Origin of the sequence: Paraburkholderia tropica (genome assembly GCF_900109265.1) — a bacterium.
GTDB lineage: Bacteria > Pseudomonadota > Gammaproteobacteria > Burkholderiales > Burkholderiaceae > Paraburkholderia > Paraburkholderia tropica.
The window spans coordinates 116884-128866 of the sequence record NZ_FNZM01000012.1 but is presented as its reverse complement, the minus strand read 5'-3'; the positions used below and the strand labels follow the sequence as shown (position 1 = coordinate 128866).

Sequence of the window (11983 nt, the reverse complement as noted above, 5' to 3'; positions counted from 1 at the left end):
GAGAGTGGTTGGAGCGAAGCCACAGGCTGTTCAGGTAGCGGAGATCTGAATGGAGGCGTTCAGGGCGTCTTCGGACGCGGCGATGATGGGCTGGCGCACGAACCAGTGATAGATGCCGGCGCCCAGCACCGAAACGAACGCCGATATGACGAACACCGACGCGAACGACCCCGTGGCATCGACGATCACGCCCGCGACGAGCGGCGAAACCGTCGCCCCGAGAAAACCGCCGAAGTTTTGCACCGCGCCGACCGAAGCGACCGTCGACGCCGCAGTGACTTCGGCCGGCAGCGACCAGGCATGCGCCACGACCGCGCCGTTGAAGCCGAGAGCGAACGCCATCAGCAGAACGGCGAACGTCAGGCCTTGCGTCGCGCCGAAGAGGCTGTTGAGCGGCAGCAGCGCCAGCACGACGGCCTGAAGCAGCAGCGCGCCCACGAGCGTGACCTTCTTGGCGCGCAGCGTGCTCCAGCCCGGACGCGCGGCGAGCTTGCCGGAAAGCACGCCGCTGGCGAGATCGCCGATGATGGCGCCGATCCACGGCACGCTGGCGACGAGGCCGAGCGACGCGAATTTCACGCCGAACTGCTTGATGATGAAGAGCGGAATGAAGACGAGGAAGGTCTGGTAGACCCACATGTTGCAGAAGAAGCCCGCCATCATGCCCCACATGCTGCGTCGCTTGAACAGCGTGAGCCACGGTGCCCGCGATTTCGTTCCGGATAATAATTCGTGATCCTGATCGATCCATTGACGCTCTTCGCTGCCGAGCTGGCGGCAACGATTCACGTCGCGGAAACTCGCCAGAAATACGATGGCGACGACAATGCCGGCTGCGCCTGCAAAGTAAAACATCGTGCGCCAGCCGAGTTCCGCCACGACCCACACGAGCGCAAACGTCAGGAAGGCGGGGCCGACCTTCAGCGCCGCGTCCCAGCTTGCGTTGGCGATGCCTTGTTCGCGGCGCGGAAACCATTGCGTCACGATCTTGTTGGTGGACGGCAAGGACGGCGCCTCGGCGATGCCGAGCGCGGCACGGGCGCAGACGAACGCGCCAAGCGAATTCGAAATCCCCATCGCGGCCGTCGCCGCGCTCCAGACCATGACTGAAATGCCGAGCAGCCAGCGCGGTCCGAAGCGATCGACGAACCACCCAGCGGGCAATTGGCCGAACGCATAGAAGAGCGAAAACGCACTGCCGAGCAGGCCGATTTCGGTCGCGGTGATGCCGAGGTCGGCTTGCATGGCCGGGGCGGCGATCGACAGGGCGAGTCGATCGATGTTGTTCACCAGCGCGAGCAGGCAAAGCAGGGCGAGGACGTACCAGCGGCGTCGGCCTCGCGGTTTGGGCAGCGCGCGCATGGGCGCGTCTTTGAAATGAGTATGCATACGGTGTCTCCTTCTTGTCTCCCGGCCTGCTGGCGCGCGGACTAGATGCGGCCGAACTTCGCGAGCAGGTCCTGGAATGTCTTGCCCTCGAGAATGAGTTCTCGCATTTGCGCTTCATTGCGCGCGATGGTCGCGGCGCGTTCGTGAACCTCGGCCATCTGCGCGACCGGCACGACGGCCACGCCGATTTCGTCGGCGACCACGAGATCGCCGGGATGGACGATCACGCCGCCGCACGAAACCGGCACGTTGACCTTGAGCGGCTCGCGACGACCCGAGAGCGCCGTGTGCGCCTGGCGCGGGCCGACGGCTTTCGAGGAAATCGCGAAGTCGAGGAAGCGCGCCTCGTCGGTGTCCCGGCAACTGCCGTCGATCACCGCGCCGACGATGCCCGCGTTTTTCGCGAGACCCGTCATGAGGCCGCCCCAGATCGACGTTTCGGTCTCGCCGAATGCGTCGATCACGACGACGTCGCCGGGCCGCGCGACCGTGAAGATTTCGAGGCAGTCGACGATGTCGCCGGCCGTGAGCTGGACCGTCAATGCGGAGCCGATGATCTTGTGTGCGGCCGCACGCGGCTTGATATCGTGGCGCATGGTGCCGTTGCGCTCGAGCGCATCGGAGACCACGCAGGACAGCGACATGACGTCCGCCATCGCGACGAATCGCGCGATCAGGTCGGTATTCAGCTCGGGGCGCGGGTTGATGATGATGCTCATTTGAATTCCTGAAGTAGTACTAAAAGATCAGTTGCGATAATGCACCGCGTTAGGCGGCACCTGTCCGAGCAGCACGGCACGCACGTTTTCGGCGGCGACGCGGCGAGCCTCGTGCAGCGCATCTTCCGAAACGTAGGCGACGTGCGGCGTGATGATGCAGTTGTCGAGCGAGAACAGCGGATTGTCGTTCGGCGACCAGTCGGTCTGTTTGGCGGGTTCTTCTTCTGTGTCGTCGAGCGCCGCGGCGGCGAGCCGGCGGCTGGTGAGCGCGCGATGCAGCGCCGCGTTGTCGACGATCTTGCCGCGCGCGCAGTTGACCAGCAGCGCGCCGGGTTTCATGCGCTCGATGGCCGCTTCGTCGATCAGATGATGTGTCTCGGGCGTGTATGGGCACATCACGTCGACGAGATCGGTGTGACGAAGCAGTTCGTCGAACTCGACTTTACGCACGCCGTGCGAGTGCATCACGCCCGCCGACACATACGGGTCGTACGCGAGCAGTTCCAGGCCGAACGGTTTGAGCTTGTGCGCCATGTTTTGCGCGATGCGCCCGAAGCCGACAAAGCCGAACACGCTGCCGCGCAAGCGCCGGATAGGCCGGTTCCACGCCGACCAGTGCCAGGTGCCGCGCCGCGTCGCGTCGGCGTAGGTGGGAATCGAGCGCAATAGCGTGAGCGCCATGCTGATGGAATGGTCAGCCACTTCTTCGAGGCAATAATCCGGCACGTTGGTCACGACGATGCCCGCAGCGTGGGCCGCCTTGACATCGAGAATGTCCAGGCCGATGCCGTAGCGCGCGATGACCTTGCACTGCTTGAGCGAGCCGATCGTATCGGCCGAAATCTTCGCGTATTGCTGCATCAGCGCGTCGGCGTCGCGCGCGGCTTGTGCGAGATGCGCGCCCGTGCGGTCCTGCAAGCCGATGACCTGCGCGCCGATGGGCGCCAGCACGGACTCCTCGATCGCGAGGTCGGGGTAGTCGTGATCGGTGACGTACACCTTGTACACGTTGATGTTCTCCTTCAAGGGTGAGATTGCGGTTAAATGTGTTGCGCTATACGCAACATGGATGTATATTTCGCAACACAGGGTCGACAGTACCCTTCGCAAGCCTTTGGGGCAACCAAGGGAAAACGCGTAGGCGTAGCCGCGTCGAGCGGATTGCTCCGCGACCGCCGGGCGTCTGTTCGAGAAAGAGAGAGGAGATACGACGTGTCACAAAGCATCGAGCGCGCGATCGAAGTGCTGGTCTTGCTGGGCGAAGGACCGCAAACGCCGGCTGAGGTCGCGCGGCGACTCGACGTCCATCGTTCGACGGCGCTGCGCATCATGGAGGTGTTGCAGGGGCAACGGCTGCTGCGCAAACTCGCGGATGGCCGTTATGGTGTCGGGCCGGGCATCGTGTCTCTGGCGCATCGCGCGCAGGACCAGTTCAATCTCGCGCAGCTGGCGCATCCGCATCTCGTGGCGTTGAGCGAGTTGCGCGATCAGACCGTGCATCTTGCCGAGCTGCAGCACGATGCGATCGTCTATATCGACAAGATCGAGCCCAAGCGGTCCATTCGTCTCACGTCGCGCATCGGTCAGGCGGCCTGCCTGCATACGGCGAGTGTCGCGAAATGTATTCTTGCGTCTTTACCCGAAGACGCGAGACAGGCGCTTTTCGAACATTACGTGTTCGAGAAACACACGCCGACGAGCCTGCTTTCCTATGAGGCGCTGGAGCGTGAACTGCGCACCGTGCGCGAGCGCGGCTGGGCGACCGACGACGGCGAGCGCGAAGACTACGTGACGAGTATTGGCGCGCCCATTCGCGATGTAACCGGACAGGTCGTGGCCGCGCTGTCGGTCATTGAGCTCAAGGCCATTCATGACCTTGGTTCGATGCAGCAATTGATGCTGGAGCCGCTGCTGGAAACGGCGAACGCGATTTCGCGGGATCTTGGCTGGAACAGCTAGCGTTGAGGGCTTCACGAATTGCCGCGTCAACTCCGCGCGCGACGTCGCGCGGACATCGCGGCATGGGCTCTAGCACGAACGCAATTGCTCGCAGGCGAGAATTGCGCGGATTTCCTTCATGCGCGCCCGCCAGGAACAGGGTGATTCGCCCACGAACTGCTTGAATACGCGACTGAAGTGCGCCTGATCGCTGAAACCATATTTCTGCGCGATATCCGACGTTTTCAGCGGCAGCGTGATCAGATCGCGTTGCGCCGCGGCAATGCGTTGTTTCAGCCGCCATCGATGCGGCGTCTCTCCCACTTTATCCCTGAAGGCGCCGAAGAAATGCGCCTTCGACATGTGCATGCATGCGGCGACATCGGCGATCGCCATCCCGCCGCACAGATCGGCGCCGAGAAGATGCAATGCGCGCGCGACCCAGGAGTCGTCCGCCGTCGCGCGTGGACGTAAGGCGTCTTCTGGCGGGTTCGGTGCTTTCACGGTGCGTGGGTGTGGGCTTGGGGAGTCTATCGGTCGACAGACTCTGCACGACCCGTCGTTCCGCGTAAATAGACCGCCGGTCAAAACACTCTTGACCGGAAATCAAGGACGCGCGCAGGCGCGCGCGCATCGAGACCGCAGTCGCGCGCGAGATCCACACGGCAGGCCGTGCGCCGCCGATCAAGCGCCGTTTCCACCTTGCACGGCGACGGCGCCCGTGCAATCGATCAGCGCAGTGAAATTCGGCGTAGCTGCGTTTTGATCCGGCGTTCGAAAAGGGACGACCCAGTGACGTGCTTCGTCGTCCCAGTGAGCGCCCGGCTGAATCGCGAACTGCTTGCTGGCGAACGCGGGCGCAGTCGCGCCGGCGATCTTGCCTCTGAGCGCTTTCTCGCGCCATTGGGGTGGATTGTCGGCGCACAGGCCGGCTTCGGCGGGCTTACGGGACCACGGTTTCATTTCGGCGAGCACGAAGGTGGTGATCAGCAGGGCTGCGCAGACGAGCGCGGCGAGGGTCGAGTTCTGGCGCGAGCGGCGACGGACGGCTGGCTGCATGAAGACTCCTGGGTGGCGAGGGGCACGACGCCCCGTTGCAGGTAGGTACATGCTTCAGAGCGCAAGCACGATGCCCGTGAGATTCGCCGATGCGGTTGACGTCGACGGCAACGCCCACGCCGCGCGGCGGCACGTGAATTGCTGGCGCGTTGTCGAACACGAACAACACGCGCGGGAGGCGAGGGTGACCAGACATCAAGTATTGACCGACGTCCCCGAACGACTCGCTGTCGTTCGCAAGGCCGTGGCGGACGAGCTTCCCTGCGGGCTGCGTTATGTCGACGACTCGCGCCGGGGCTACACGCGCAAGCGCAGTCGCGGCGGTTTCGTGTACTTCGATACACGCGGCAAGCGCATCGACGGCGAGCGCGAAATCCGCCGCATTCGCGCGCTGGCCATTCCGCCCGCCTATACCGATGTCTGGATCTGCCCGGATGCGCGCGGCCATCTTCAGGCGACCGGTCGCGACGCACGCGGGCGCAAGCAGTATCGCTATCATCCCGAGTGGCGCGCGACCCGCGATGCCGATAAATACGAGCGTTTGCTCGCGTTTGGCGCGGCGCTGCCGAAGCTGCGCGCCTGCGTCGAACGCGATCTCGCGCTCGACGGCATGCCGCGCAACAAGGTGCTGGCGACCGTGGTGCGTCTGCTCGATACGACGCTGATCCGGATCGGCAGCGAAGAGTACGCGCGAGACAATCGCTCATACGGATTGACGACGCTGCGCAAGCGGCATCTGACCGTGTCGCCGAAGGGGCTGCGCTTCCGGTTTCGCGGCAAGAGCGGCATCGAACACGACGTCGCCGTGAGCGACCCGCGCGTGGCGCGCATCATGAAGCGCTGTATGGATTTGCCGGGCCAGGAGCTGTTTCAGTATCTCGATGCGGACGGCACACGGCACGTCGTCGACTCGGCGGACGTCAACGATTATCTGCGCGAGGCGACCGGCGCGGAATTCACAGCAAAGGACTATCGAACGTGGGCAGGCAGCGTGTTCGCGCTCGCGGCTTTAAGGAAGCTGGAGTGGGCGACGGTGACCGAGGCGCGTTCGCAACTGGTCAGCACCATCAAGGCGGTCTCGCAACTGTTGCGCAATACGCCGGCTGTGTGCCGCAAGTGTTACGTGCATCCGGCCATCATCGCGGCATTCGAAGCCGGTGAACTGGCTGCGGCGATGGGCATTTCACGCCGGCGCGGCTTGAAGAGCGATGAGGCCGCGCTCGTGATGTTTCTTGGCAAGTATGCGAAGCCGGTCGTGAAACGTGCCGCATGAATGCACTGCGAAGCTTGCCCCGGAGCGCGGGGCTGGCGCGCTGCTTGTGCGTAGCATGGCATAGGGATTGCGCTGAAGGTTGGCTCACTTTCAGGAGGCACCCATGCCACATCGCAATCGTCCCCATAGCAAAGACTCCGCACCATCGAACGGCGCCGCCCAGACGGACGCCAAGTCGCAGAGTCTGGAGCCCTTTCGCTCGCGTGCGGAGGGTGAAGCGTTGCGCACCAATCAGGGCGTCAAGATCGCCGATAACCAGAATTCCTTGCGCGCCGGTCCCCGTGGTCCCTCGCTTCTCGAAGATTTCATCCTGCGCGAGAAAATCACGCATTTCGACCACGAGCGCATTCCGGAACGGATTGTGCACGCACGCGGTTCTGCCGCGCACGGCGTCTTTCAGGCCTATGAATCGCAAGCCGATCTCACCCGCGCCGATTTTCTGCAGGACCCCGCGAAACTGACGCCTGTCTATGTGCGGTTTTCGACTGTTCAAGGTCCGCGCGGCTCTGCCGATACCGTGCGCGACGTGCGTGGTTTCGCCACCAAGTTTTATACCGATGAAGGCAATTTCGATCTCGTCGGTAATAACGTGCCGGTGTTCTTTATTCAGGACGCGATCAAATTCCCCGATTTCGTTCACGCGGTCAAACCGGAGGCGCCCGCTGAAATGCCGACGGGCGCCAGTGCGCACGATACTTTTTGGGACTTTGTCTCGCTTGTGCCCGAAAGCGCGCACACGGTCATCTGGGCCATGTCGGACCGCGCGATTCCGCGCAGTCTGCGAACGATGGAAGGGTTCGGCGTACACACGTTTCGCTTCGTCAATGCGAAAGGTCGGGCGCGTTTCATCAAATGGCATTGGCGTCCTGTGCTCGGTTCCTATTCGCTGATCTGGGACGAAGCGCAGAAAATCGCCGGCAAGGACCCCGATTTTCATCGGCGCGATTTGTGGGAAGCGATCGAGCGCGGCGATTATCCGGAATATGAACTGGGCGTGCAGATCATCGAAGAGGAAGACGAGCACAAGTTCGGTTTCGATCTGCTCGATCCGACGAAACTCGTACCGGAAGAACTGGTGCCGGTGAAGATCATCGGCAAGATGACGCTCAATCGCAACCCGGATAATTTTTTCGCGGAAACCGAGCAGGTCGCGTTTCATCCCGGGCATATCGTGCCGGGCATCGATTTCACGAACGATCCGCTTTTGCAAGGGCGATTGTTCTCGTACACCGATACGCAGATCAGCCGTCTGGGCGGCCCGAATTTCCACGAGATTCCGATCAATCGCCCCGTGTGCCCGTACGCGAACAATCAGCGCGACGCCATGCATCGGCAAACAATCAACGTGGGGCAGGCGTCTTATGAGCCCAATTCGGTCGGCGACGGCTGGCCGAAGGAAACGCCGCCGGCCAAAGGTGGTTTCGAAAGTTATCAGGAGCGCGTGGACGGCACCAGGATTCGCGTGCGCAGCGAGTCGTTCGCCGATCACTTTTCACAGGCGACGATGTTCTATCACAGCATGTCGACGCCGGAAAAAGAGCACATAGTGGCGGCGTATACGTTCGAGCTGGGCAAGGTCAAGAAGCCGGAGATTCGCGAGCGCGTCGTCAACGAGATTCTGGCGAATATCGATGCCGATCTCACCGCCCGCGTCGCGCTCGCGCTCGGTTTGCCCAAGCCGAAGGCGGGCAAGAAAGCGGGCAAGCCGAATCCGGCCACGTCGCCTGCGCTCAGTTTGCTCAACCGCGCGCAGCCGGGCATCAAGACGCGCAAGATCGCCTTGCTGGCGGCGCCGGGTGCGGACGCCGCCACGCTCAAAACCGTGCGCGATGCGTTGGCGAAGGAAGGCGCAACGGCGCTGGTCGTCGCGCCGACGCTTGCGCCCATCGACGGCGTCGTGCCGGATGCCACGATTGCCGGCATGCCTTCGGTGATGTTCGACGCGGTGTTCGTGACGGGCGGCGAGACGGCGTCGCAAACGCTCGCGCAATCGGGCGATGCCCGCCATTTCGTGGCTGAAGCGTTTCGCCACCTGAAAGCGCTCGCCGCGATCGACACAGGACGTTTGCTGCTCGCGGCGGCGCAGTTGCCCGCGCAGGCGGACGGCGTGGCGCAAGGCGATGCATCGGACCTCAAGGCCGTGCTGAAGGCGTTTATCGAGGCGGCCGGCCAGCATCGTATCTGGACGCGCGCGGCGCAGGCGGAATCGGTGCAGGCATGATGGCGGCAGGTGCAAGGCGGCAGCGTCAAGCGAGGCGAAGATGAAACTGCGAAAACCCGGAAAGCCGAAGCCGCGCGAGAACGCGCAGACGCGCTTTTCCACCTGCGCAAAGCCGCTCGTGGATGAAGCGATCCAGCGTGCCGCGCGGCTCGACGAGAGCGCCGACGAGCTGCACAAGCTGCGGGTGGCGTTGCGGCGCCTGCGCACGCTTTTGTGGGCGTGGCGTCCGCTGCTCGACCGGGAAAAGGTGGCGGTCGAGCGCGCCTATCTGAAGCGCGCGGGCATGGCGGCGGGCAGCGCGCGCGATTGGGATATCGCGTTGCAGTTGCTGGGTGAGGGCGCCGACGAGTCCGCGCCTGTCGGCGAACGCATGCGGGCGGCGCGCGCCGAGGCCTGCGAACGGGCGCGCGCGACGCTCGCCGCCACCGGCCTCAAACCCGCCTTGCGCGAGATGCTGCACACGATGAATCGCGAGTTGAATACCGCTCATGAGCGCGTGCCGGTCAAACGTTTTGCGCGCGAGCGGGTGCGGGCCGCGCAACGCGCCCTGACAAAGCGCGCGCGACGGGCGAAGCGCGCGAAGCGTGACGATTACGCCGCGTGGCACGACGTCCGCAAAGCAGCGAAGCAATTGCGTTACTTGCTGGAGTTTTTTGCTGCCGATTTGCCGCGTCGCGAGGTGAAGCGTCTGAAGTCGCTCAAGAAGCTGCAAAAGCGCTTTGGGGCGCTCAACGATGCGGTATCGGTGACACACCTGGTCGATGCGCATCGCGAAGTCTTTGCCGATGCAGCCAGCCGCGACGTCACGCTCGCGGCATTGGCGCGCACGCGCAAGCGCAGGATGCGCCGGGCGCGGAAATTGATCGGTGCATAAGGGTCGTTCCGATCCCGGCGAGCGGGTTCGCTGCGCGCGCCGCTTGACCCGCGCGCAGCCGCTTGCAGCCGTTTGCAGCTGTTTGCAAGCGAGAACCCGCTTTCGCGGCTCAGGCGAGCAAGGCGTCCTTGGTCACGATCTTGCGCGGAATGAGCTTGAGTTCGTAGAAGGTATCGGCGATCTGCTGTTGTTGCGCGATCACTTCTGCATCGATCGGCTTGTAGATGTGCGCGTAGTGCTTGAGGCCGCTCTCGATGATCGTGGCGTCGAGCCCCTGGATCGGCGCGAGTTGTGCGGCCGCCGCGGCAGGATTGGCGCGAACCCATTGGCCCGTTTTGCCGAGTTCGTCGAGGGCGATCGCAATCGCGTCCTTGCGCTTTTGCGCGAATTCGCGCTGACTCAGGAAGAATTGATGATGCTGGGCGATGCCGTTCGCGTCGGTGATGAGACGGGCGCCGTCCTGCGCCTCCACCGCCGCGAGGAACGGGTCCCACACTGCCCACGCGTCGATCGAACCGCTTTGCAGCGCGGCGCGCGCATCGGCGGGCGCGAGGTAGACGGGCTGGATATCGCTCAGCGCGATGCCGTTCTTCTGCAGCAGCGCGACGAGGAACCAGTGCACGTCCGATCCCTTGTTCAAGGCGATTTTCTTGCCCTTGAGTTCGGCAACGGTCTTGATCGGCGATTGCTTGCCGACCACCAGACCTTCGGCGTGGGGCGTCGGCACTTCGTAGGCGGTGTAGACAAAGTCCGCGCCGGCGGCCTGCGCGAAAACCGGCGGCGCTTCGCCCACGTAACCGAAATCGATCGCGCCGACGTTCAAGCCTTCGAGCAGTTGCGGCCCCGCCGGGAACTCGTTCCACGTCAACTTGATGCCGAGCGGCGCGAGGCGCTTTTCGAGCGCGCCGTTCGCCTTGAGCAGCACCAGCGTGCTCGCGGCCTTCTGATAGCCGATGCGGAATTGATCGGGCTGATATTTGGCCCAGGCGGGCAGCGCGGCGCCTGCGAGCGTGGCGCCCAGCGCGGCGAGTACGGTACGGCGGCGGTCGAATCGGGTCATGTTTTGCGGTCCATCGTCAAATCGGGCAGGTGCAAAATGTACCGTTTCGGCCGCGTTCCACGAAGGAATCTTCTACGCTAAGCAAATGACGCTGCCAGGATTGCGATTTGTCCGCTGCTGCGTCGATGCTTTTGTGACGACCGCGTGTCTTTTGCCCAGGTCGATCACGGCGGCCGGTTTCCTCAAACCCTCGGGCGAGAAAACACGTTGACGAGATTTCCGTCCGGGTCGCGCAGCAAGAGCGAACGATTACCCCACGGCATCAACGTGGTCGGCATGACGACCTGTGTGCCGCAGGCATTCATCCGATCGAACACCGCGTCGACATCCTCCACTTCGAACTCCAGAATCGCCGATTGATTCGCCGATTGATTCGCCGATTGATTCGCCGCGGCCGTGGCAGCACCGGCATTGAAACGCGCGATCAACTGCTCGGACGACATGGCAAGCGTCGCGCCTTCGAAGCGCATTTCAGCAAACCCATCGGCCGGACGTAGCGCTTCGAGGCCGGATAGCCTTTGATAAAACGCCACCATCCCATCGATATTCCGAGTAACAACACGAACCGATGCGAACTTCATTTCTTTGGCTCCTCGCCTGGAAAGGAAGCTCAGTCTAATGGTCGATACTGTCAATTTCCGGCAGTATCGTGCGGCTGGCGACGTGATTGCGCATGCGCCACTCGCGAAAGCACGCGGGGCTTCCGGATTGGCTGGCGAGGCGCGAGCCAGGGCAGCGCGGCGGTGATCGGCGCGCTCAGCGGCGCGGCGCTCTACGCGACCCTCGACACGTCGTCGCTCGAATCCTGGGGCTGGCGCGTGCCGTTTCTGCTCGGCTTGCTGATTGCGCCGGTCGGTCTCTACATCCGGCGACACCTCGACGAAACGCTCGAGGCGCGCGCACGAGACGCAACCGCTCACCGAACTTTTTGCCTCGCACAAGAGCAAGATCGTGCGCGGCGTACTGTCGATCGTCGCGAGCACGGTGGGCATGTACCTCGTGGTGTTCTTCATGCCGACCTTTCTGGTGCGCGTGCTGCACCTGCCGACCTCGCTTTCGTGGATGGCGGGCTGCGTATCGGGCGCGACCATGATGGTGATGTGTCTCGTCTCGGGGCTGTTGGCGGACCGCATGCGCGCGCGCAAACCGATGGCGCTCGCCTCGATCGCGCTCACGACGCTGCTGATTTATCCGGCGATCGCGCTCATGACCACGCATACGGGCGTGCCGCTCGCGCCGTGACGACGAGTTGCGCGGTGCCGCCAAACAACGCCCTGGAGGATACGCAGCCAGCGGTTGCGGCGTCCAATACTGTCGATGGAGAATGCGATACCGAATCGGTATCGCGTATAGATAGCCGGGGGGCGATCAATCCGGCAATGAGCGGGGCGTGAGTTGCGCCGTAGAAAATGCGGTTGCCGAAGAACTCTTCGCCTCGCGACCGTCAATA

Annotated in this window: 12 protein-coding genes; 5 read left to right on the top strand and 7 right to left on the bottom strand. The window is 63.3% G+C overall.

What is annotated here, in order from left to right; translation table 11 throughout:
- Positions 1 to 30: 30 nt before the first annotated feature.
- The 3 genes from BMY06_RS21050 to BMY06_RS21040 are packed head-to-tail and all read right to left on the bottom strand — an operon-like array spanning position 31 to position 3116.
- Positions 31 to 1389, bottom strand: a complete 1359-nt coding sequence (locus BMY06_RS21050) for an MFS transporter (RefSeq protein ID WP_065059105.1) — start codon at positions 1387 to 1389, stop codon at positions 31 to 33.
- Positions 1390 to 1430: 41 nt separating this feature from the next.
- Positions 1431 to 2108: an RraA family protein gene (locus BMY06_RS21045; RefSeq protein WP_074984976.1), complete on the bottom strand. Its 678-nt coding sequence runs from the start codon at positions 2106 to 2108 to the stop codon at positions 1431 to 1433.
- Between the two features lie 27 nt (positions 2109 to 2135).
- Positions 2136 to 3116, bottom strand: a complete 981-nt coding sequence (locus tag BMY06_RS21040) for a C-terminal binding protein (RefSeq protein WP_161495567.1) — start codon at positions 3114 to 3116, stop codon at positions 2136 to 2138.
- Between the two features lie 57 nt (positions 3117 to 3173).
- Between BMY06_RS21040 and BMY06_RS38835 the strand changes: the two genes are divergently transcribed.
- A complete protein-coding gene (locus tag BMY06_RS38835; RefSeq protein WP_167371417.1) occupies positions 3174 to 4067 on the top strand; it encodes an IclR family transcriptional regulator in 894 nt (297 codons plus the stop codon).
- 69 nt (positions 4068 to 4136) lie between these two features.
- On the opposite strand, the gene BMY06_RS21030 is transcribed toward BMY06_RS38835, so the two are convergent.
- Complete coding sequence (locus BMY06_RS21030) at positions 4137 to 4550, bottom strand: helix-turn-helix transcriptional regulator (protein WP_124261303.1); 414 nt, start codon at positions 4548 to 4550, stop codon at positions 4137 to 4139.
- A 180-nt stretch (positions 4551 to 4730) separates the two neighbouring features.
- Positions 4731 to 5105, bottom strand: a complete 375-nt coding sequence (locus tag BMY06_RS21025) for a hypothetical protein (RefSeq protein ID WP_065059110.1) — start codon at positions 5103 to 5105, stop codon at positions 4731 to 4733.
- 202 nt (positions 5106 to 5307) lie between these two features.
- Between BMY06_RS21025 and BMY06_RS21020 the strand changes: the two genes are divergently transcribed.
- The 3 genes from BMY06_RS21020 to BMY06_RS21010 all read left to right on the top strand — a co-directional run bounded on the left by BMY06_RS21020 (position 5308) and on the right by BMY06_RS21010 (position 9473).
- Positions 5308 to 6378, top strand: a complete 1071-nt coding sequence (locus BMY06_RS21020) for a DNA topoisomerase IB (RefSeq protein ID WP_254055510.1) — start codon at positions 5308 to 5310, stop codon at positions 6376 to 6378.
- A gap of 103 nt (positions 6379 to 6481) precedes the next feature.
- Positions 6482 to 8599, top strand: a complete 2118-nt coding sequence (gene katE, locus BMY06_RS21015; RefSeq protein WP_074984971.1) for a catalase HPII — start codon at positions 6482 to 6484, stop codon at positions 8597 to 8599.
- A gap of 118 nt (positions 8600 to 8717) precedes the next feature.
- The gene (locus tag BMY06_RS21010; RefSeq protein WP_244144318.1) at positions 8718 to 9473 is read left to right on the top strand and encodes a CHAD domain-containing protein; all 756 of its coding nucleotides are present in this window, start codon (positions 8718 to 8720) and stop codon (positions 9471 to 9473) included.
- Positions 9474 to 9582: 109 nt separating this feature from the next.
- Here BMY06_RS21010 and BMY06_RS21005 read toward each other — a convergent pair whose 3' ends face one another.
- Together BMY06_RS21005 and BMY06_RS21000 are read right to left on the bottom strand one after the other, a co-directional pair.
- Entirely contained in the window at positions 9583 to 10533 is a 951-nt protein-coding gene (locus tag BMY06_RS21005; RefSeq protein ID WP_074984968.1) for a sulfonate ABC transporter substrate-binding protein, read from the bottom strand.
- A gap of 182 nt (positions 10534 to 10715) precedes the next feature.
- Positions 10716 to 11114 (bottom strand): VOC family protein, encoded by a 399-nt coding sequence (locus tag BMY06_RS21000; protein WP_074984966.1) that lies wholly within the window; start codon positions 11112 to 11114, stop codon positions 10716 to 10718.
- Between the two features lie 262 nt (positions 11115 to 11376).
- Between BMY06_RS21000 and BMY06_RS20995 the strand changes: the two genes are divergently transcribed.
- Positions 11377 to 11775: an MFS transporter gene (locus BMY06_RS20995; RefSeq protein ID WP_074984964.1), complete on the top strand. Its 399-nt coding sequence runs from the start codon at positions 11377 to 11379 to the stop codon at positions 11773 to 11775.
- Positions 11776 to 11983: the final 208 nt, after the last annotated feature.

What these genes read in the sequence shown, in the direction of transcription:
- BMY06_RS21050 (WP_065059105.1), bottom strand. Translation starts at nt 1,389, where the DNA reads ATGCATACTCATTTCAAAGACGCGCCCATGCGCGCGCTGCCCAAACCG.
- BMY06_RS21045 (WP_074984976.1), bottom strand. Translation starts at nt 2,108, where the DNA reads ATGAGCATCATCATCAACCCGCGCCCCGAGCTGAATACCGACCTGATC.
- BMY06_RS38835 (WP_167371417.1), top strand. Translation starts at nt 3,174, where the DNA reads ATGGATGTATATTTCGCAACACAGGGTCGACAGTACCCTTCGCAAGCC.
- BMY06_RS21025 (WP_065059110.1), bottom strand. Translation starts at nt 5,105, where the DNA reads ATGCAGCCAGCCGTCCGTCGCCGCTCGCGCCAGAACTCGACCCTCGCC.
- katE (WP_074984971.1), top strand. Translation starts at nt 6,482, where the DNA reads ATGCCACATCGCAATCGTCCCCATAGCAAAGACTCCGCACCATCGAAC.
- BMY06_RS21005 (WP_074984968.1), bottom strand. Translation starts at nt 10,533, where the DNA reads ATGACCCGATTCGACCGCCGCCGTACCGTACTCGCCGCGCTGGGCGCC.
- BMY06_RS21000 (WP_074984966.1), bottom strand. Translation starts at nt 11,114, where the DNA reads ATGAAGTTCGCATCGGTTCGTGTTGTTACTCGGAATATCGATGGGATG.